At 46.6% G+C, this 23,006-nt stretch carries 14 protein-coding genes; 12 read left to right on the top strand and 2 right to left on the bottom strand.

What is annotated here, in order from left to right:
* Window positions 1–115: 115 nt before the first annotated feature.
* Window positions 116–694 carry a hypothetical protein gene (locus QUA50_RS13925; protein WP_333264730.1) on the bottom strand — a complete coding sequence of 193 codons (579 nt, stop codon included), beginning with the start codon at window positions 692–694 and terminating at the stop codon, window positions 116–118.
* Window positions 695–1,035: 341 nt separating this feature from the next.
* On the opposite strand from QUA50_RS13925, the gene QUA50_RS13920 reads away from it, so the two are divergent.
* From QUA50_RS13920 to glgP, 3 genes are all read left to right on the top strand, one after another.
* Window positions 1,036–4,383, top strand: coding sequence for an EAL domain-containing protein (locus QUA50_RS13920; protein WP_333298721.1), 3,348 nt, complete (start codon window positions 1,036–1,038; stop codon window positions 4,381–4,383).
* 38 nt (window positions 4,384–4,421) lie between these two features.
* Entirely contained in the window at window positions 4,422–4,619 is a 198-nt protein-coding gene (locus tag QUA50_RS13915) for a hypothetical protein (protein ID WP_333264728.1), read from the top strand.
* Window positions 4,620–4,766: 147 nt separating this feature from the next.
* Window positions 4,767–7,325, top strand: coding sequence for an alpha-glucan family phosphorylase (gene glgP, locus QUA50_RS13910; protein ID WP_333264738.1), 2,559 nt, complete (start codon window positions 4,767–4,769; stop codon window positions 7,323–7,325).
* Between the two features lie 543 nt (window positions 7,326–7,868).
* Here the strand turns inward: glgP and mnmG are convergent.
* Complete coding sequence (gene mnmG / locus QUA50_RS13905) at window positions 7,869–9,785, bottom strand: tRNA uridine-5-carboxymethylaminomethyl(34) synthesis enzyme MnmG (RefSeq protein ID WP_333264727.1); 1,917 nt, start codon at window positions 9,783–9,785, stop codon at window positions 7,869–7,871.
* 207 nt (window positions 9,786–9,992) lie between these two features.
* On the opposite strand from mnmG, the gene QUA50_RS13900 reads away from it, so the two are divergent.
* From QUA50_RS13900 to QUA50_RS13860, 9 genes are all read left to right on the top strand, one after another.
* On the top strand, window positions 9,993–10,556 hold the full coding sequence (locus tag QUA50_RS13900; protein WP_333264726.1) for a DUF3800 domain-containing protein: 564 nt from the start codon (window positions 9,993–9,995) through the stop codon (window positions 10,554–10,556).
* Window positions 10,557–11,273: 717 nt separating this feature from the next.
* Entirely contained in the window at window positions 11,274–11,603 is a 330-nt protein-coding gene (locus QUA50_RS13895; protein ID WP_333264725.1) for a hypothetical protein, read from the top strand.
* A gap of 198 nt (window positions 11,604–11,801) precedes the next feature.
* Window positions 11,802–13,331 carry a photosystem II chlorophyll-binding protein CP47 gene (gene psbB, locus QUA50_RS13890; protein ID WP_333264724.1) on the top strand — a complete coding sequence of 510 codons (1,530 nt, stop codon included), beginning with the start codon at window positions 11,802–11,804 and terminating at the stop codon, window positions 13,329–13,331.
* A gap of 420 nt (window positions 13,332–13,751) precedes the next feature.
* Entirely contained in the window at window positions 13,752–13,847 is a 96-nt protein-coding gene (locus QUA50_RS13885; RefSeq protein ID WP_006635641.1) for a photosystem II reaction center protein T, read from the top strand.
* Between the two features lie 194 nt (window positions 13,848–14,041).
* A complete protein-coding gene (gene nrdR, locus QUA50_RS13880) occupies window positions 14,042–14,599 on the top strand; it encodes a transcriptional regulator NrdR (RefSeq protein WP_333108154.1) in 558 nt (185 codons plus the stop codon).
* A gap of 640 nt (window positions 14,600–15,239) precedes the next feature.
* Entirely contained in the window at window positions 15,240–16,331 is a 1,092-nt protein-coding gene (locus QUA50_RS13875; RefSeq protein WP_333264723.1) for a 30S ribosomal protein S1, read from the top strand.
* Window positions 16,332–16,893: 562 nt separating this feature from the next.
* The gene (locus QUA50_RS13870; protein ID WP_333264722.1) at window positions 16,894–18,303 is read left to right on the top strand and encodes an adenylate/guanylate cyclase domain-containing protein; all 1,410 of its coding nucleotides are present in this window, start codon (window positions 16,894–16,896) and stop codon (window positions 18,301–18,303) included.
* 101 nt (window positions 18,304–18,404) lie between these two features.
* Window positions 18,405–18,545 (top strand): hypothetical protein, encoded by a 141-nt coding sequence (locus QUA50_RS13865; protein ID WP_333298722.1) that lies wholly within the window; start codon window positions 18,405–18,407, stop codon window positions 18,543–18,545.
* A 125-nt stretch (window positions 18,546–18,670) separates the two neighbouring features.
* Complete coding sequence (locus QUA50_RS13860) at window positions 18,671–22,885, top strand: chemotaxis protein CheB (protein WP_333264721.1); 4,215 nt, start codon at window positions 18,671–18,673, stop codon at window positions 22,883–22,885.
* Window positions 22,886–23,006 lie beyond the last annotated feature (121 nt).

Here is a 23,006-nt window from a genome sequence, read left to right as displayed (position 1 = left end):
TCTAAAAAAGCCGGTAAAAGCCTTCGGATGTTGCCGTCGAATCTGTCTTGCTTTTTGGAGCATTCGACGGCGACATTTAAATCACTAATTTACCTTGACAATTGACAATTCAAAACTACTTTCTTTCCCACTCAATCTCCTTATTCTCCAATATCAACCCGCTGCTGCTGGGAAAAGCATAAGGAATAGTTTTTGCGGAAAATTCTACTATTTGAGTTGGTTGTTGAAACCACTCGGAATAACTGGGATTGAGTTGATCGTACAGTGCTTTTAAAGCTTGAATCTCTGCCTCTAGCTGCGCTGCTGCTTGATTGATTCTCCGAGCTTGTGCTTGCAAGCGCTTTTCCCCGGTTTGAACGTGGTTTTCTACTTCTTGCCAGTGTTCTCCGGCCAACAATTTGTCTAGTTCCCCTTGCTTGTAATTGAGTAAAGCCTGTTTTGCCTGCAGTTGCTTTTCAATATTTTTAGTCTCTCGGTCAATTTCCTGGATTTGCTGCAACCACTGCTCCCCAAAAGCAGCAGTTTGCTGGTGGAACTCGGCAATGGCTTCAGGAGTATTATTTTGGGGAAAACTGACTGCCACTCGGCACTCTGAGCGCTCTACGCCAAGTTTTTCCCGCGCCTCTTGCAGGGCGGTAACTTCTGCTTGCAGCGCGCGGACTTCTGTTTGGAGTTCTGGGATGGTCTGACTCATGGGTTCAATTAGTGGACCTCTGCATAGATTTTAAGCTAAGTGTTTATTTTTCTAACAAATCCCGGTCGCCTCTTTGCGGGAATTATCTAATTTTAGCGCGCTTCCACCCCGTGTCTAGGCAGAATGGCGGATAATTTGTGGCACAATGGCTGATGACACATTTTAAATTAAGATTAAAATTGTAATTAGTTATAAAGCTAATTTATTAGCTGGGTAAAATTTAATTTACAAATCCACATAAATTAATGGTGGCTGGGTTTTTCTATGGGAGAGAAAGTTCTGCTATAATTTTTTAAATTTTTGGTTGAAAAAAAAGTAGTTAATCTTAGGAAATAGAGCAAGTGAAAATAATTTTTCAATTAATTTGTGGATATTTCGCGGTTGCTATTTGTGGTGTGGAAACTAGCATGAGTGCAAAAATATTACCAACAAGTGTATGGGGTGAATCTGGCACTCACCCTGTAGAAAGGATGTTGGTGCTGTCTCAAAAACATAGCTATTTGCGATCGGCATCTCGCCCCCTTACCTCTGGAAGCGACGCATTATTTTTGAATCATTTATCCCAAATTCAACCAAGAATATTACCAAATTACAATCAGATAAACTCTCAAAAAACCAATAAAGAAGAACGTAACTTTAGATTAAAAATTCTCTGTTATTCTCTGGTTTGTCTTTGTTTAGGGATTTCATTATTTATCCGGGGGAAGACAGTAAATAGCTTATCCAAGACGACGACGTTAATCAAGCCGAAGTCTGAAACAGAGAATGACAAGCTACCAAAAGGAGAAAAAGTGTTGTATCCAAAAAAAGAACAGGATATCTGGCATACTATTGCCCAGATGACCCAAGATTTGCAGCAAACTGCCCAATATGCTCTCGATATTTGTGAGGAAGTGAACGTCTCGATAATCGCGACCACTCCTGGCGGTCATATCCTATCGTTAAACCAAACTACCTGTCAACTTTTGGGATACTCTAAAAAAGAGTTGTTAGGCAAACCAATAGCCGGACTTTTTAAGAAAAGTGAATCACCAGCCCCGGAGTTAGATTTAGGAAGTTTAACAGCCGAAGGTTCTGTCCACAACGTGGAAAAAGTCTACCTTTCTAAACAGCGAAAAAAAATAATTGTACTGCTTTCTATTTCAATTATTTGCGACAGTCAAGGCAAGGTCAGCGGTAAGCTGTACATAGCACAAAATATTACCGAAAGCAAGCAGGTTGAAAGAAATTTGCGGCGCAGTGAAAAAAAGTTTCGCCAACTGATAGAAACTGTTAACGCTGTTGCATTTATCTATCACCGCAGACAGTTCCGCTATGTCAATGCTGAGACAGAAGCTCTGACAGGATATACTCGCGAAGAATTACTAGCATTGGATTTATACGACTTAATTCATCTAGATTTTAGAGAAATAGTTAAAAAATGGGGTAAATCCAGTCATGCGCGCTCAACAGCAGGCTCTAAATATGAATTAGTAATAGTCACGAAAACTGGAGAAATGCGCTGGATAGAAGCAACTGTAGATATTATAAAATTTGAAAAAAAAGCCTCAATATTAATCACAGCATTTGATATCAGCGATCGCAAATTAGCAGAGTTAGAACGAGAAACATCTCTTTCCTTGCTTCAAGCAACCATTGAATCTACTGCTGACGGTATTCTGGCGGTTGACAGTGGAGGGACTGTGCTCACCTTTAACCGCAAGTTTGTCGAAATGTGGCAGTTGCCGGATTTCGTGCTGGATTCGAGAGATAACAACCAAATTTTGGCGTTTGGAATCAATCAGTTAAAATACCCGGAAATATTTCTCAACCGTGCTAAAGAATTGTCCGATCGCCCTACCGAAGAAAGTTACGATATCATTGAGTTAACAGATGGCAGAATCTTCGAGCGCTACTCGCTGCCGCAGCGCACGGGAGGCAAAATTACTGGTCGAGTATTCAGCTTTCGGGATGTAACCGAACGGGTGCAATCCGAAGAAAAACTACGCAAAAGCGAAGAACGCTTTCACCTGCTGACGCGGGCGACAAATGACGCCGTATGGGACTTTGATTTGTTAAAAAATGAGTATTGGTTGAGCGAAGAATTTGAAAAAGTTTTTGGATACAAACTCAACGAAACTCAGACGATAGAATTAGAATTTTGGTGGTTAAATATTCATCCCGAAGAACGGGAAAGAGTGAGGTTAAGCTTCAACCAAACAATGAACTCAGACGCTCAATGTTGGTCGGAAGAATACAGCTTTCACCGTGCAGACGGGGGATATGTTTTTGTGCTCGATCGCGGCTATATCATCCGCAATGAAAGTGGCCAAGCAGTCAGGGCGATCGGCACGATGATGGATATCACTCAGCGCAAGCAAGCTGAAGAAATTATTCGCTATCAAGCTGTTTATGACCAACTCACCGGTTTACCGAACCGGATACTTTTTAACGAGCGGCTGCTGGCGTCCTTAAAACAAGCTAAACAAACAAAAAAAATGCTTGCTGTGATGTTTCTCGACTTGGACAGGTTCAAAAAGATTAATGATACACTAGGTCACGCTGCGGGCGATCGCCTGTTAGAAGGTTTTGCCGGACGCATCAGCGACACTTTGCGATCGACTGACACGGTAGCCCGCTGGGGAGGCGACGAATTTACCATACTGCTTCCCGACATCAATTGCTTAGAAGATGCCGTTAAAACAGCTCAAAGAATACTCAACAATTTAAAGCCACCATTTAAACTAGAAGCACAACCCTTTCATGTTAGCAGCAGTATCGGCATTGCCCTTTATCCCGATGATGGTGAAGATGCCGAAACTTTAGTCAAAAATGCCGATGCAGCCTTGTACCGCGCTAAAGAAATGGGAAGAAATAACTATCAGTTATATACTTCAACACTTAATCCCCACGGCAGCCATTTACTAACTATAGAACACAGACTGCACGAGGCTTTAGAACAGGGAGAATTTGAGGTTTTCTACCAGCCCAAAGTCAACATCACTACTTGGCAAATTCAGGGCATGGAAGCTCTGCTGCGCTGGCAACATCCACAATTAGGTTTAGTTACTCCCGCTACATTTATTCCCATTGCCGAAGAGAACGGACTCATTGTACCTATTGGGGAATGGGTGCTGCAAACAGCCTGCACTCAAAATAAAGCTTGGCAGGATGCTTTGCAGCCAGATTTGCGGGTAGCAGTCAACGTTTCGGCTCGGCAGTTCCAGCAATTTAATTTATTAGAAATGGTAGCGAACTGCTTGGAAAAAACTGGTTTAGCACCCAAGTATTTAGAGTTAGAAATTACCGAGACTACAGCCATGCAAGATGTGGACTATACCACAAAAGTTCTCACGGAGTTGCAGAATATGGGAGTGCAAATTGCGCTGGACGATTTCGGCACGGGTTATTGTTCTCTAAATTATCTCAAAAAGTTTCCCTTGAATATCTTAAAAATAGATAAATCCTTTGTCAGCGGATTGACAACCGATCCCTGCGAACGGGCGATCGCCAAGGCTGTAGCGACCCTGGGGCGAGATTTGAACTTGAGCGTGGTAGCCGAAGGAGTAGAAACTAAAGAGCAGTTAGAGTGTTTGCGCGAACTCCACTGTCAAGAAATTCAGGGTCACTATTTCAGCCCTGCACTATCAGCCAATGATACTAGGAAGCTATTGCTAAATTCTCAGTTGAAACAAGTGCAAATTGCTTAATTGGGTCGCGACTTACGACTTTTTACGTGTAACGCTGCGTGCAAGTCCTGCGAACGTTACACGTAAAAAGTCGTGCGACCACCGCCGAAACCCGCATAGGTTCCGCCGCAGCAGCCGTCGCACGAGCAGCCACTGTAGGAAAACTCGTTGCCGCACTCAAGACAGATCGCCGTCCAGTCGTGATGGTCTGGTGGCGAGGCCTTCTGGCGACAGTTATCGCAGCCGAAAACGGCTAGTTCGCTCACATCGAACGACTTGCGCTTCCGTTTTGTCTGGATGGCATCGTGCATAAACTGGTTAAAACTTAAAATAGTGTGCAGAATAACGGACTTGTACCAAAAGACAGAGGAAAATATCGCTACCCCAACATAAATGCTTTGTCTATGCAGCCAATTCGCACTTTTAACGTTTCCCCGTCGCTACCGACAATTCTCGAACCCCTACGCAAGCTTGCCTACAACTTGCACTGGGACTGGAACGTCGATACCAAAGACCTCTTCCGCCGCCTCGATCGAGACCTGTGGGACTCCAGCAACCAAAACCCGGTGCTGATGCTCGGAACCATATCTCAAGAGCGACTGCAAGAAATGGCAGAAGACGAAGGCTTCATTGCCCAAATGAACCGAGCAGCCCAGCAGTTAGACGATTATCTCAAAAATCGCGCCTGGTACCGCAAACAGCGCGGCACCGAGCAGCAAGAATGCTACGCTTACTTTTCGATGGAATTCGGCTTAGTTAAAGCCCTACCGATCTATTCGGGCGGTTTGGGCGTGCTCGCAGGCGACCACCTCAAATCAGCTAGCGATTTGGGCTTGCCCTTAGTCGGTGTCGGCCTGCTTTACCAAGAAGGTTATTTTTCGCAGTATCTCAACGCCGACGGCTGGCAGCAAGAACGCTATCCGCTCAACGATTTCTACAATATGCCGCTGCACCTAGAACGCAATCCCGACGGTTCGGAATTGCGGATTGAGGTGGACTATCCCGGCCGCAAGGTGTATGCCCGGATTTGGCGGGTACAAGTGGGAACGGTTCCTTTGTACCTAATGGATACAAATATTGAACCTAACAGCCGCTACGACCAAGATATTACCGACCAACTGTATGGCGGTGATAAAACTCTGCGGATGCACCAAGAAATCATGCTGGGCATCGGCGGCGTGAAAATGCTCAAGGCATTGGGGCTGACAGTTACGGCTTATCACATGAATGAAGGCCACGCGGCTTTCATGGCTTTGGAACGCATTCGGATGCTGATGGAGGAATATCACCTGAGTTTCGTGGAAGCGGAACAGGTGGTGGTTTCGAGCAGTATGTTTACGACTCACACTCCTGTGCCTGCTGGGTTTGACTTGTTCGAGCCGGATATGGTGATGCACTATCTGAGTCACTATCCCAAGATATTTGGCTTGTCGCAAGATGAGTTTTTAGGATTGGGCCGGGAGAATACTGGCGATTTGTCCGCACCTCTGAATATGGCAATTTTGGCAATTAAAATGTCGAGTTTTGTCAACGGGGTGGCTGCTTTGCACGGCGTGGTGTCGCGCCCGATGTTTCAGGGGTTGTGGCCGGGTTTGCCGCAGGAAGAAGTACCGATTACTTCGATTACCAACGGGGTACACGCTCGCAGTTGTGTGGCGAAGTCTACTCAGGAGTTGTACGATCGATACCTCGGCCCGGATTGGGAAATGACTCGCAAGGACGATCGACTCTGGGATCGGATGTCATCGATTCCTGATGAGGAATTGTGGCGCAATCACGAACGGTGTCGCTCGGAGTTGGTGGTGTTCGCGCGGGAGTGGCTGCAAAAGACTTTGCGCGAGCGCGGTGCGGCGAATGCGGAAATCGAACACGCGCGGGAGGCTCTGAATCCGAAGGTGCTGACGATCGGGTTTGCCCGCCGCTTTGCTACTTACAAGCGGGCTACACTGTTTTTGCGCGATGTCGATCGAATTATGCGGATCATGCGGGACAAAAACCGCCCCGTGCAGTTTGTGATTGCTGGGAAGGCTCACCCGATGGATATTCCGGGTAAGGAATTGATTCGGGATATCGTTCACTTCATCCGCGAGCACGAAACGATGAGCTCGATGGTGTTTTTGCCGAACTACGACATTAACGTTGCTCGGATGATGGTGTCTGGCTGCGATGTGTGGCTGAATACGCCGCGCCGCCCGCGTGAGGCTTCGGGTACTTCCGGGATGAAAGCTTCGATGAACGGTTTGCCGAATCTGAGCATCCTCGACGGATGGTGGGATGAGGCTGATTATGTTCGTACCGGTTGGCCGATCGGACATGGCGAGTTTTACGAAGATACTAAGTATCAGGATGAAGTTGAGGCGAATGCTTTGTACGACTTGATGGAAAAAGAAGTTGTACCGCTGTTTTACAACCGGGATGCTGATGGCATTCCCCGCGGTTGGACGGAGAAAATGAAGGATTCGATTCGCTTGAACTGTCCTTTCTTCAATACGGCTCGGATGGTGAAAGATTACGCGCGGCGGGCTTATTTCCCGGTGAGCGATCGCTACCACACCATGACTTCGGATAATTGCGCTCCCGCCAAGGAGTTGTCTCACTGGAAGAAGCACGTTCTCGCGAAGTGGCACGATATTAAGATTGAGGCTGTTGATATTTCCCAGGATAAGGAAGTTAAAGTCAATCAGTCGATCTCTGTTAAATCTCGGATAAATCTGATGGGATTGACGCCAGCAGACGTGCAAGTTGAACTTTATCAAGGCTCGGTTGATGCTAACGGCGATATCATTGGTGGCGTGCCGGTGGTGATGGAGTATTTGGGAGAAGATTCTCAGAATGCTAGCCTTTATACGGCTGACATTACTTATACTTCTAGCGGTTTGCAAGGTTTGTCGTTGCGCGTTTTGCCGAAGCACGACAATCTCAGCAGTCCTTATGAAGCTGGCGTGATTCTCTGGGCACATTAAAGGAAGGAAGAGGGAAGAAGGAAGAAGGAAGAAGGAAGGCACGACACTGATTCGGAGACGGATACACGGATGAATTTAACTGTGTTTCCCAATTTTCCCCCTCTCTCCCTCTCCCACTCTCCACTCTCCCATTCTCCCACTCCCACTCTTTATGGAAGTTGGGGTTCGAGGATTGATAAATATCTACAATAGACTGGCAGAGTTTCATCAATTATAGTTGACATTCTGCCAGTTTTCCTTTTTGGTGGCGTTGCTGAATACAGATATCAATTCAAGATTTCGGAAGTTTTTTAAGCCCAGTATGGTGTTAATCGGTAGGGTGTGTCGCTCCTTCATATTTGATAAAGATTGCAGATTAACGGGTGTATCCGCACCAAACAGCAGGCGATCGCTCTTCTTGTGTGTACGACATATACATGGAATATGCTGTATATTCCTCAATATGAAAGCCGCAGAACAAAATAGTGGTTTCACAATAGTCACAATTTTTCATCCTGCTATTCCATAAAATTGAAGGCAGCTTTGAAACACCTCTAGTTTAGCTTATTTACCCACACCCGCTGGCTGCTGACGGTTTCGCACTTCCAGAAAAATCAACAAAGCATTAACATCAGCCGGATTCACCCCGCCAATTCTCGCCGCTTGGCCAATTGTCAGCGGTTTCACCTTAGCCAACTTTTCCCGCGACTCTTTCGAGAGAGTTGTAATTGCCATGTAATCCAAATCCGCAGGCAATTGTCGGCGTTCGTGTTTGGCAATGTCATCGATTTGATTTTGCTGTCTTTGCAGGTAGCCGGAATATTTGATGTCAATTTCTGCACCATCTTTCTCAGCCAACTTCAGACTGGAATTGCCTAAATTGTAGCGTTCCAAATCTACATAATGAAAACCCGGACGGCGCAACAAATCAGCCAGAGTAATCGAACCTTTAATCGCTTGTTGGGTGTCAGCAAAAATTGCCTTACCAACTTCCTCGTGCTCTTTCACCCGCGTCGAGTACAAGCGTTCCTTCTCTGCCACAATATTAGCTTGTTTGCGATCGAACAACTTCCAGCGGCGATCGTCAATCAAACCAATTTCCCGTCCCAGCGGAGTCAAGCGTTGATCTGCATTGTCCGATCGCAATAATAGCCGGTATTCCGATCGCGAAGTCAACATCCGGTAAGGTTCCCGCAAATCCTTCGTACACAAATCATCAATCAAAGTCCCGATATAACTTTGCTCGCGAGGAAACACAATCATCTCCTGATTTTTCGCAAACCGAGCCGCATTAATCCCCGCCACAATCCCCTGTGCAGCCGCCTCCTCATATCCAGTTGTACCGTTCACCTGACCCGCGCAAAACAGCCCTTCGATCTTCTTCGTCATCAGCGTCGGAAAGCACTGAGTAGCGGGCAAATAATCGTACTCCACAGCATAAGCAGGGCGCATCATCTCGCACTTTTCCAAACCCGGAAGAGTCCGCAGCATTTGCAATTGCAAATTTTCCGGTAAACCAGTGGAAAATCCTTGGATATAAAGTTCAGGAATATCTCTACCTTCCGGTTCAATAAAAATCTGGTGACTTTCCTTATCCGCAAACCGCACAATCTTATCTTCAATACTCGGACAATAGCGCGGCCCCTTCGCATCAACCCAGCCGCCGTAGACTGGAGAAAGGTGCAAATTGTCTCTAATTAACTGGTGAGTTTCCGGCGTAGTTCGAGTCAAATAACAAGGCATTTGTTCGCGTTCTATCCAAACTTCTGGATCGAAACTAAACCAGCGAACCTCTGCATCTCCCGGCTGCGGTTCCAGGTTGGTATAATCGAGAGTACGTTTGTCAACTCTTGCCGGAGTTCCTGTTTTTAACCTGCCCGTTTCAAAGCCCAAACGATTGAGAGTTTCCGTCAAACCAACGGCGGCAAACTCTCCCGCACGTCCGGCGGGCATCGACTTATTGCCAACCCAAATTGTGCCACCTAAAAAAGTACCTGTTGTCAGAATTACTGCTTTGCATTCAAAAGCGACGCCGAAGTATGTTTCGACTCCGATTACTTCTTCGTTTTTGCCCAAAACTAAGTCTGTTACCATCGCTTCGCGGATGGTCAAATTGGGTTGATTTTCAACAATATTATTCATCACAGCGGCGTATTCCCGCTTGTCGGTTTGTGCTCGCAGGGCCCAAACTGCGGGGCCTCTCGAAGCGTTGAGGACGCGCTTTTGCAAGTAAGTGCGATCGGCCATTTTGCCAATTTCCCCGCCTAACGCATCAACTTCGTTAGTGAGTTGGGTTTTAGCCGGGCCGCCGACAGCCGGATTGCAGGGTTGCCACGCAATTTTGTCGAGGTTGAGGGTGAGAAGAAGGGTGCGACAGCCGAGGCGAGAAGTGGCGAGGGCGGCTTCGCAGCCGGAGTGTCCGCCACCTACTACGATGATGTCGAAACTGTCTTGGAATTGTACTGGTGTTTGTGCGGTCATTCGATTTTAGATTTTAGATTTTAGATTTTAAATTGAAGAGGTGACTCTACGGATTAATCTGGGGGCTTGTATCCTGGATGTTTGCCATCAATATAAGCGCCGGTGAGAGATGGGGTTTTAGTCTTGTCTTTATTCTAGTATAAGTTAAAAGCTAAAAAACACTTATAATGTAGCGTTTATTATGTCAAAAAGTTACCATAAGGCGAGATGACGATTTTATTTTACGTTGATGAGGGTGGCACTGGCTGGAAAGATATGGAGACAAATTTATTTTTTTTAGGTAGCTTTGCTATCCATGTCCAGCACTGGTCACAAATGGATCGAGCATTTTCAGCACTTAAAAAGGAGCTATTTAGTGGGAAGGAACCTGAAGACTGGGAACTTAAGGGGCGCGATATTTGGCAAGGTGTGGGTTCATTTAAGAATTTTCCAAGGGAATTTCGTCTTCAAGCGTTCAAGAAAGTTTCAGAAACTCTCAGTCAGTTACCTTGCCATATATTCGCTGTTCACGTCAACAAAAAAAGATGGCGCGAAACCAGCCAAGATATTAAAGATGAAACTGGTTTGTATCGCTTAAGTTTCAATCAATTATTAGAGCAGCTAGATGCTTATCTAAAGCAATCTAACGAAACTGGAATATTACTTATGGATTCGCGCTCAACTCAGCATACCAGTATTCAGGATGGGAGATTGCTCAGAGTGTATCGAGATTGGAAGTCACAAAAAATATCTTCTAACTTTGTGGAACTACCTTTGTTTGGCTTCTCATAATTTTACACGGGTTTGCAGTTAGCAGATTATGTGGTGTACTTGATCGATCGTTACTCAAAGGAAGCAGGGACAGCCAGTGGTCATACTGAATTGGAGGAAGCCTTCCATCTACTTGAGCCGAAAATGCAGTTGTTGAAAATTCCTATTTTCCAGCATAAAATCCACTTTGAAGACCGCTAAAATGAAGGGTAAGTTTAAATGCGAATCCACGACTATAATAGTCGTGGATTTCGCCCTTATTGAGAGCTTAACCCTCTTTTAAGAGGGGCTTAAAATAACTCTCTACGCCTTGGCGGGGCGTTATTTTGGCAGTGATGGTACGATCGTTAAAATCATGTTTCAGGTTGACAGGCGCACGGTATCTCAACCGTACCATAACTCCCCGTGCAGTTCAGGGCACCTGTCATTTAATACCATTATATAGTATAGTAAAAAGTTTGGTCAAATATCGATCGCTCCTAATTGGCGCATATTAACCGAGATTAAGATGATGCGATCGACAGCCAGCGACCAAAACAGCAAAATTACCACAACCTTGTTAGGGCCCCAATACAAATTTGAATGGTTAGAACTGTCTGACCCAAGCGATCCGCTCTTCCTTCGTGACAAGAGCGCTTACGCGCGGCTTCGCCTAACGCACCCTTCGCGGTTCAATAATTCCGTACAATTGCAGTTTTGCGCTATGTTAGACAAAAAAATCTCAACAAGCGTACACAAGTGAAATACTTCTTCTTATCCGACGGCTGGAAAGTTGGGCGCGTCTGGGGCGTAGGCGGGGAGTGGAGTCACGCCGCCTGGAGGCGGGCGCCGGACATCCAACAGCTCAACCTCTGCCTTTTCGATCGCAACGAAAAAATGTGGCTCTACCGCGTAGAAGACGCCGTACTCATGGTAGAAGTCGAACCAGCAGTCCGTCCCGATCCCGCCGATCCCGCCAAAAATATCGGCAACGTTACCCTCACCAGACTGATCGATGCCGAACAAGTCCTCGAACGCCTCGGGACGATCGCCGCCCGCTGCGAAATGGGCAACCCGCAACTAATGTAATGCTCAACATATTGCAATCGGTTCTAACACTCGATACACTTCTTTAAATAACTTTGATTTTTATGCCTCCACCTTTGAAGGTAGATGGCAGTCGGCAAAAGGCAGAGTTTAAACCCTGCAGGTAACTGCTGGGGGTTCAGAATCTGACTTTTCCGTAAAAATAGACATCATCACTTACACCTTGGAGAACCGCAGTCAATGGGACTACCCTGGTATCGCGTACACACAGTCGTCTTAAATGACCCAGGCCGATTGATTTCTGTACACTTAATGCACACAGCCCTCGTGGCAGGTTGGGCCGGCTCAATGGCCCTTTACGAACTAGCAGTTTTTGATCCCACAGACCCAGTTCTGAACCCGATGTGGCGTCAAGGGATGTTCGTGTTGCCCTTCATGACTCGCTTGGGAGTTACGGGTTCTTGGGGCGGTTGGAGCATCACTGGCGAAGGTAACGTCGATCCGGGCTTCTGGTCTTTTGAAGGCGTCGCCGTCGCTCACATCGTCCTATCGGGCCTGCTGTTCTTAGCAGCAGTTTGGCACTGGGTATTTTGGGACTTAGAACTTTTCAGAGACCCTCGCACCGGTGAACCAGCCCTCGACTTGCCAAAAATGTTTGGCATTCACCTGTTCCTCTCCGGCTTGCTTTGCTTCGGCTTCGGCGCATTTCACCTTTCGGGACTTTTTGGGCCGGGAATGTGGGTGTCCGACCCCTACGGCCTGACCGGTCACGTCCAGCCAGTGGCGCCTTCTTGGGGCCCTGAAGGCTTCGATCCCTTCAATCCGGGCGGCATCGTGGCTCACCACATTGCAGCGGGCGTAGTCGGCGTAATTGCCGGTTTGTTCCACTTGACAGTGCGGCCGCCGGAACGTCTTTACAAAGCCCTGCGGATGGGGAATATCGAAACTGTACTTTCTAGCAGTATCGCTGCCGTGTTCTTTGCAGCCTTTGTGGTTGCGGGTACGATGTGGTACGGTTCTGCTGCAACTCCGATCGAACTTTTTGGCCCGACTCGCTATCAGTGGGACAGCGGCTATTTCCAACAAGAAATCGATCGCAGAGCTCAAGCTAGCTTGGCCGGTGGCCAAAGCTTCCAAGAAGCTTACGAACAAATTCCCGAAAAATTGGCTTTCTACGACTACGTGGGCAACTCTCCTGCTAAAGGCGGTTTGTTCCGGGCCGGCGCGATGGTCAATGGCGACGGTATTGCTAAATCTTGGCTGGGCCATCCAGTATTTACTGACAGCGAAGGTCGGGTATTGTCGGTTCGCCGCCTCCCCAACTTCTTTGAAACTTTCCCAGTAATTTTGACGGACAAAGATGGGGTCGTTCGCGCTGACATCCCCTTCCGCCGTGCTGAATCAAAATACAGCTTTGAACAAAGCGGAGTTACTGTCAGCTTCTACGGCGGCGAACTTAACGGTCAAACCTTTAATAATCCTCTAGATGTTAAGAAGTTTGCTCGCGCTGCTCAAAAGGGTGAAGTATTTGAATTCGATCGCGAAACCTTGAATTCTGACGGCGTTTTCCGCACTTCGACTCGCGGTTGGTTCACTTTCGGACACGTTTGCTTTGCTTTGCTGTTCTTCTTCGGCCATATCTGGCACGGTTCTCGGACAATCTTCCGCGACGTGTTTGCTGGAGTTGAGGCTGACATGGAAGAACAAGTCGAGTGGGGCCTGTTCCAAAAACTGGGCGACGTAACCACCAGAAGACAAGAACCTCTCTAAATTTCGCCAGCCTCTCGCTAGCGGGGGAAACTTCCCCGCTACACAAAAACCCGGTTTCTTCAAGAAACCGGGTTTTTTTAGTTAAGAATAAAACCAGCAATTAACTACCAGCCGGGAAGTCCCGAACGTATATTTAGAGGGGATTAATCTGAGCGCTGGGCCCCGTACCCCGTTGGGAATTACTCCTTGGGATGAAAGGTTTGTTGGGTTTTGGTACCGAAACCGACAATTATTCTTTTAAACCCCAAGATGATCGGGAAATACTCTGATACTATATTAGCAAGTGGGGGTGGAACTACCTCACTATAAAAAGCCTTTGAAAAAAAGGAAAAAGAAGCCTGCGGTCTAACTGTACTCAGTTGACCGTCAGGTTTGTTCACGATAAAATAATACGGCAAGGGAAGATAGGGAAAATTTAACATGGAAAGTGTTGCTTACATTTTGATTCTGGCTTTAGCCATAGGCGTACTATTTTTTGCGATCGCCTTTCGGGAACCTCCCCGGATTGGCAAATAATTAGCTATACGCCTGCGGTTAGTCCAAAATATCCTGAACCGGACTGCGGTTAGCCCGCATCATAGCGATCTAATTTGGTGCGGGACTCTTTCACCGCTGTGTGCTAAGTGATTTTTCTAGTCCAGCCATTCATCAGACCCCTTGGGGTCTGATGAATGGCAATTTGCTGGCAATGCCTGTTAAACTCAGCAATCATGCGCTGTTCCTCCTGCCAACACACAAATAGCCGCGTTCTAGAATCGCGTTCAGCCGAATCAGGTCAAAGCATCCGTCGGCGGCGTGAGTGTTTGAACTGCCAGCACCGCTTCACAACCTACGAACGCATAGAATTTGTGCCGATTACGGTGATCAAGCGGGACGGCAAGCGCGAATCTTTTGACAGGTCAAAATTAGTCAGGGGATTGATTCGGGCCTGCGAAAAAACAGGTTTGTCTTCCGGGCATCTCGAAACTCTGGCAGAAGAAATCGAAGCCCAACTCCAAGGTCGATCGCTCCGAGAAATCGCCAGTTCGGAAATAGGGGAACTGGTGCTGTTGCACCTGCGACCGCTCAGCGAAGTCGCTTATGTCCGTTTTGCCTCCGTATACCGGCAATTTCGAGGCATCCGAGATTTTGTAGATACCCTAAATCACCTTCAGAATCCCCTCAACGAAGCTGAAGATACAGAAACTAGACCGAATTTTGACGCAGATTTGCCCGATTCCGAATCAGTCGATCGAGAAAGCCCCGCATCCTGCGCTAGTCCCAGCTAAGCTCGCTTAAATTAATTTATAGAAATATTCGCTTGAGATTGAAAACCGTGTCGCGAGGAAGGCCAGGAGGAATAGCGACTCAAGGGACTCTCATTCGAGCGAGTGTTCTTTTTTCTCAGTAACAGTGCTGGGTGTGATATGATCGTCATCGGTCTAAAATAGAGTATAACTAGACAACGTAAAAACTTAACTGGATTAGTTGAGTGCGTAGTCACACCTAACGGTGTTGCAGTTTAGGAAAGCTCGCATTTGAACAAAACCTAACTAAAGCTCGGTGACTAATTAAATACGGTAGGACATACCGAAATTTACGCTTCTGGAGAAACCGACCTCTACTTAGACTGGAGTAATCCTGTCGCCAGCAAGTCGGCTCGTTGAACGAAGAATCTCAGTTTATTTATACCTGAGAGTGTCAAAATAGTCTACTTGACTCGGAATGTTAAGATTCAACGTTTTAACACAGAGTATGGAGTAACAGTAATGGCAAGCGCTGGTGTGCAGTTGCACCCGGCAAAAGTTAGCAAAAACTGACTTTAGTAAAAGATTTTGAAAAAAGTTAATCGCTTTTTCACCAAAATCTCGAATATCTGCCGGCACAAACGAAAAACATGAAGGAGAGAAATCCTAGGAAACTATTCGCATGGTCAATCTCAAAACCACAGTCAAAGACATCGGCTTTACTCACGAAGATTTTGCAGCCCTACTTGATAAATATGACTATCACTTTAGCCCGGGCGATGTAGTAGCGGGTACAGTTTTTAGTATAGAACCCAGGGGCGCTCTGATTGATATCGGTGCTAAAACAGCAGCGTACATTCCCATTCAGGAAATGTCCATCAATAGAGTGGAAAGCCCTGAAGAGGTATTGCAATCAAACGAAACCAGAGAATTTTTCATTCTAACCGATGAAAATGAAGACGGACAATTAACCCTGTCCATCCGGCGCATCGAGTATATGCGGGCGTGGGAAAGAGTGCGACAACTGCAAGCAGAAGATGCCACAGTACGATCGCAAGTATTTGCCACCAACCGCGGCGGCGCACTCGTGAGAATAGAAGGCTTGCGAGGCTTTATTCCCGGTTCTCACATCAGTACCCGCAAACCGAAGGAAGAATTAGTCGCCGAAGAATTACCATTAAAATTCTTAGAGGTAGACGAAGACCGCAACCGCCTAGTGTTGAGTCACCGCCGCGCCTTAGTTGAGCGCAAGATGAACCGCCTCGAAGTCGGGGAAGTCGTCATCGGTACAGTACGCGGTATCAAGCCTTACGGTGCCTTTATCGACATCGGCGGCGTCAGCGGCTTGCTGCACATCTCGGAAATTTCGCACGATCACATCGATACGCCTCATAGCGTTTTCAATGTCAACGACGAAGTGAAAGTGATGATCATTGACTTGGATGCCGAGAGGGGCCGGATTTCTCTCTCCACCAAGCAGTTGGAACCGGAGCCGGGAGCGATGGTCAAAAATCGCGAATTGGTATACGAAAAAGCTGAGGAAATGGCAGCTAAGTTCCGCGAGAAAATGCTGGCTCAAAAGCAAGCTAAAGCAGGCATAGACATTCCTGTAGACTCAACTGATGCTGATGATGACTTCTCCGACGAACTCGAAGATGTGCCCTCAGCAATGGAAGAGGATCTGCCGGAAGTAGCACCCGAAGCAGCACACGAAGCAGCACCCGAAGCAGTATTAGATGTAGAGGAAGAAATCCCTCCTGCGACGGAAGAATAACATCACAGTTAGTGTGATTAAAAGAGGGAAAATTCCCTCTTTTTTTTGCCTTAAACGTCCCAATTACCAATCATTAATTACCAATTAATATCAATTCTGAAAAGTACGCGCGCATTTGTAGGGAAACGGAATTGCCCATAGGTGTAAACTTAACGTTAAACCCATAGTCAGGCAAGGGTTGAAACCCCTGGCGGACTGACGGGATGACTAACGAACTTGGCGAGCTAACAGCTTAAGTTGACACCTATGGGCATTGCTGTCTCCCTACTTAGTGGTTGACAATTAGCAATTACCAATTAGCAATTACCAATTACCAACAATTTAATATGTTCCTGCAGGCAGATGCAGCGATCGCACTTTGAACTAAAAAAAGTGCGATCGCTGCATCTGCCTAAATAAACCTAGCCTTTACGCTGCTAATTTGTTAAGATTTACAAACATCAGGGACATCCGCACAAGTGCCAACTCATCAGCATTCTCAGGCAAAAACACACTAGACAAGCAAATTACACAAAATAATACTTAGAAATTTCTTGCCATGAGGCTCAAAGGCAAGTTGATTATGAACATCGAACTATTAAAAGAAAAATTAGAACAGCTCAAAAAACGTCCCAATTCGAGCAAAGGAACGATCGACCAAATCGAAAACTGGTTAACCGGTTCCCACATTTTGCAAAGATTGAGAATTAATCCTTACTACGTAGCAGGCGATACAGTCAAGAATGTTAAAAAAATTACTTCCGAATTTCTGCACGGAGTAAAAGCCGGCGTCTTCGACTTGCACTGGGATATTCACTGCCCCCACTGCAACATGATTACAGAAGAATTTAAGGATTTGGCAGACACATCAGAAGTGTCTTTTTGCCCGATGTGCGAGCGCGAGTTCAACATTGATTTGCTCGATCGGGTCGAAGTCACTTTTTCCCTAAACAAAGAAATCGAAGACCCGCAACTGCGGCCCGTCTGCGCTCCCCCTCCCGTACTCCAGAGCAAACTGCAACTGGTAACACCTTTATACTGCACCGAATCGGAGATTGTCACCTTAGAAGAAGGTAGATATCGCTACTGCTGTCCCCTCACCTTAGCTAAAGGGATTTTAAAAGTTGAAGGCGAAGAAACAGAAGAGATACAAGAAATTCAACTCCAGCAGTTAGCAGGCCCAGATTTCGATAAAAAAAACCTGGCCGTGCGTCCGGGAAAACTCAAGATAGAATTAACTAATACCGAACACAATTTGTCGGGGCTGATTTTGCATTCAGATGAATTGCCCGATGAATTGACAGTAGAACAACTGCCCATGCGACTATCAGGAATGCAACTGCTTCATCACCCGGATTATAAGCGTTTGTTCGGCGATCGAGTAATCTCGGAAAGAGAGCGAGTCAAGATTCGGGCGATTACTATTATGTTTACTGATATTACCGGTTCTACCAGAATGTACGAAACACTGGGAGATACCAAAGCTTACAATATTGTGCGCGATCATTTTGAAATTTTCTTTGAGTCGATCGAGAATTTTGGCGGTAAAATCATTAAAACCATTGGCGATGCCGTCATGGCTTCCTTTATCAGCAACGAACAAGCAATTATGGCTGCCACTGGTGCTGTAGCCTGTTTGAGAGAGTATAACTCAACTCGCCAACAACCAGAGTGGATTCAAGTCAGGATTGGCATTCACCGAGGTACGGCTTTGCTGGTAAATCTTAATAACTCGATCGACTATTTTGGCTCGACAGTCAACAAAGCCGCCCGCATTCAAAATCTTTCTAAAAGTGACGAAGTTTCATTTTCCGAAGAAGTTTACAGCGACGAAGCATTTTTAACAGCATTAAAAGCTGCTGGAGTCTCCGAAATTCAAAAACGAGTAGAAGATTTAAAAGGAATACAAGGCGCACAAGTCGCTTATACTGCTAGAATTAATACCGAATCAGTAATCGCACTTGTTGCTACACAGGTCGCTGAAAAAAGCTAAGTATGCAAGCAGATATACTACTTAGCTACTTAAGTATCCGCTAAATAATTCGGGGCGGACTACCCACTCAGTAACGATTTGGCGTCATTTGAGGTGAATCTTTGAGCGATTTACCCCGGATGATGGAGCGGATATGCTACTTACTAAGTAATACTTACGTTATTGCTAGCCTCTGGTTGCGATCGTCCCGACAGCAGATAGAGTTATTAGATCGCCATCAGAGCATGGCTCCAACAGTTTAGCTCCTCCTGAAGCGAGTGCCGTTATAATGGCAACCTCAGCTCTGATACAAATAGTCCGAATTACTTAGCCGCACGCTTACCAAATATCTTGGCTCCTAAATAACGGAGGTTCAGGACTTCACATTATGACTTCTCCTCAATCATCTCCAGAAAATACACCCGAATCGATCGCACCAGCCGCCCTCGACAGCGAACAATTAGCCGAAACCGATGCCCCGTTTCCCATTGTTGGGATTGCCGCCTCAGCAGGAGGTTTGGCAGCATTCACGCAGTTACTGAGCCATTTACCCATCGATACGGGTATGGCGTTTGTGCTGATTCAGCATTTAGATCCCAATCACAAAAGTCTGCTGAGCGAGATACTCGCGAGAACGACGCAAATGCCTGTTAATGAGGTAGAAGACGGCGTAGTTGTAGAGCCGAATCAAGTCTACGTTATTCCGCCCAACACCAAGATGGTGCTATCTAAAGGCACTCTGCAACTATCACCCCGCGAGAAGATTGATGGCCAATATATGCCGGGAGATGCGTTTTTTACCTCATTGGCGATCGATCGCGGGCACAAAGCAATCGCCGTAGTTTTATCCGGGGGAGACGGAGACGGTTCACTGGGACTCAAGGCAATCAAAGCAGCCGGAGGCATGACTTTTGCTCAATGTCAAGACACAGCAAAATTCGATAGTATGCCGAATACCGCTGTTGCCACAGGCAATGTCGATTTTGTTCTGCCACCGGAAAAAATTGCCGAGGAACTGGCAAACTACAGTCACAATCCGCTTCTGACTTGCCCGCTTGCCATGACAAAAGTTGAGGAATCGCCCGAACAGCGAGATGCCCTGGCAACTATTTTTGCGCTGCTGAAATCCACCACAGGCGTTGATTTTAGCCACTACAAACCCACCTCGATCGCTCGACGCATCCAGCGACGGATGGTGTTGTACAAGCTGGAAAGTTTGAATGATTACGCCCAACATCTTCGACACAATTCGGCTGAAGTCACAGCCCTGTATGAAGAAATCCTGATCCACGTTACCAGTTTTTTCCGTGACCCCGAAGCCTTTGAAAAGTTAAAAGAACTGGTTTTCCCCACGATTACCCAAAATAAATCGGCCTCAACTCCGATTCGGATTTGGGTGGCAGGATGTTCGACAGGTGAAGAAGTTTATTCGATCGCCATTTGCTTGTTAGAGTTTTTGGGCGATCGAGCCATTCAGCCACCGATCCAGATTTTTGCCACGGACATTGGCGAACACGCTATCAACAAAGCGAGGTGTGGCGTCTACTCAGAAAACCAGATGGTAGATGTTTCACCAGAACGACGTACTCGCTTCTTTATTGCCGAAGCAAGAGGTAGCTATAGAATCAGCAAGGCAGTCCGCGAACTTTGTGTATTTGCCCGACAAGACTTAGGCAGTGACCCGCCTTTTTCCAATATCGATTTAGTTAGCTGTCGCAATGTGCTGATCTACTTGGGAGAGTCATTGCAAAAAAAAGTGATGCCGATTTTCCATTACAGTCTTAAGCCAACGGGCTTTCTCCTGTTAGGCACTTCTGAGAGTACCGGAGAATTTTCCTACTTGTTTACTTCATTGGATAAAAAGTCTAAAATTTATACCAAAAAGTTGACTGCGACTCGTCCCCATTTTTCGTTTACGCCGAGTTCCTATCCCGTCGCTAAAGCACGTGAACGGGAGGAAGTGAAAAACAATTTTACGAATAGCTTGGATTTACAACAAGAAACTGACCAACTGATTTTAAATCGATATGCCCCAGCCAGTGTGGTTGTCAACGAGCAGATGAAAATCCTGCAAGTGCGGGGAGACATCGATCCTTACTTGAGAGTGGTAGCCGGAACGCCCGACTTAAACTTGCTGGCAATGGCAAGGGCAGGCTTGCTGGTTGAGCTTCGCACCGCGATTTATCAGGCACAAACGCAGACCGTAACCATTAGGAAAGAAAGGGTTTTGCTTGAATCGGGCGGACGATCGAGTATCGTCAATTTTGAGGTGATTCCCTTCGGGCCACCGGCGGTCGAAGGACGCTACTTTTTGGTGGTATTTGAAGAGGCTGCACCCCCCGTGCTTAACTTCAGCACTCTCCCTTCTGAAAGCTTCGAGCAAGCTGATTTAGTGCGCGAAATTGAGCTGCTGAGCCAGCAAGTTGCAGCGGCTAACCAAGCAAAAATTGCGGCTCAAGCCCAACTGCAAGCGGTGATCCAGGATCAGGAAAGTCTCAACCAAGACCTCAAAGTTGCGAACGAAGAAATCCTATCGAGCAACGAGGAGTTGCAAAGCACGAATGAGGAGTTAGAGACTGCCAAAGAAGAGATTCAAGCCACTAACGAGGAACTCACTACCACTAACGATGAACTTCGCAGCCGCAATATTGAACAAAGCCTGGTCAATAACGATCTGATAAATTTGCTTTCCAGTATCAATATCCCTATCTTAATGCTGACAAACGATTTACAGATTCGACGCTTTACGCCAACGGCACAGCAAATTTTTAGTGTGATTCCCACAGATGTTGGACGACCTTTTAGCGACATCCGCTCAACTCTGAACGTTCCTGACTTGGAACAGATGATTTTGGAGGTGATTGATACTCTCCAGACGAAAGAACAAGAAATTCAAACTTTATCGGGATATTGGTACAACCTCCGCATTCGTCCTTACCGGACAACGGAAAACCAGATTGACGGTGTGGTGATGGTTTTGCTCGATATCGATGCTCTTAAACGCAGTGCCAGAACCTTGGAGGAGGCCCGAAATTATGCTGAAACCATTGTGGAAACTGTGCAAACGCCTTTAGTCGTCCTAGATGCTAATTTCCGAGTGAATAAAGCAAATCGATCGTTCTATGAAACGTTTAAAGTTTCATCCCCAGAAACAGCGCAATCTTCGCTGTTTGAATTGGGAAATGGGCAGTGGAATATCCCGCAATTGCGATGGATTCTGGAAGATATTCTGGTTAGTGATGTTCAGCTTGAAAACTTTGAGTTGGATCACCTGTTTGAGCAGATCGGGCAGAAAACCATGCTACTGAATGCTTGTAAACTTGAACGAGAAGACCAAGCTTTAATGATTCTGTTGTCGATCGAGGATATCACGGAGCGCAAGCAGTTTGAGACCATAAGATCGCAGTTATTGGAACACGAACAGTTGGCCCGCCACCAGGCAGAAACAGCCAACCGTGCTAAAGATGAATTTCTCGCGAATCTCTCCCACGAATTACGCAATCCCTTGACTCCGATCCTGGGCTGGGTAAAAATTCTGCGTTCCGGGAAACTGAATGAAGCAGCCGTTAGTAAGGCCTTAGAGGTGATCGAGCGCAGCGCGACGGCGCAATATCAGTTAATCGAAGATATCCTGGATATTTCCCGGATTACGAGTGGCAAGCTTCAACTGTGCATTTGTCCGATCGATCTGCGGTTAGCGGTACAAGCTGCGCTTGACGGGGTTCAATTATCCGCCGAAGCCAAAAACATTCAAATTGTTTCGGAGTTGATTTCTACGACTGTTTTAGGGGATGCCAATCGCTTGCAGCAAGTTGTGTGGAATCTTCTGTCTAATGCGATTAAGTTTACTCCGGCGGGGGGACGAGTGGAAATCCTGCTATCGACGATCGACAATCATGCTCAACTTCGAGTCAGCGATACGGGAAAAGGCATTGAGGCACAATTTTTGCCCTATATTTTCGATCGTTTGTATCAAGCCGATGCCAGCAGCGCTAACGCGAATCAAGGGCTGGGATTGGGCTTATCGATAGTGCGTCACCTAGTTGAATTGCACGGGGGAACGGTGCAAGCCGAAAGTCCGGGTGAGGAACAAGGAACTACAATGACTGTGAGATTGCCGTTGCGATCGCTGCCTCAAAAGTTGACATCGGCGGTCGATTTAAAGTCAACTGCTTTGGTAGAGTCTTTAAACGCCTCTAGCGATCGCGTCCCCTCTCTCGAAGGCTTGCACATCTTAGCCGTAGACGATGATATCGATACGCGCCAGTTCTTACAATTTGCGCTTGAAGGCTATGGGGCGGAGGTTTTGGCACTTCCATCTGCCAGAAGCGCGATCGCTGCTTTGACTGAAAATCCGGGCAGATACGACGTACTAATCTCCAATCTCGGAATGCCAGAGGAAGATGGGTATTTCTTAATTCGAGAAGTGCGAGCTCTTGCTGCAGAAGCCGGAGGAGAAATCCTCGCTGTGGCGCTGACTGCCTATGCGACAGATAAAGAACGCGAAATGGCGATGGAAGCTGGTTTTCAAAGGCATATGGTTAAGCCGATCGAGCCGGTTGTACTAGCATTAATGGTGGCTAATTTAGTAGGACGATTTTAAATATTTTGGAGTTTTAATTTATGATGTTTGAGATTAGATTAAGCAGTTAAACTCTTGTCCCCCGGAGATCCCCCTAAATCCCCCTTAAGAAGGGGGACTTTGAGAAGAGTCTTGTCCCCCC

The organism is Microcoleus sp. M2_D5, from assembly GCF_036701935.1.
GTDB lineage: Bacteria > Cyanobacteriota > Cyanobacteriia > Cyanobacteriales > Microcoleaceae > Microcoleus.
This window is presented reverse-complemented; position numbering and strand designations above follow the sequence as displayed.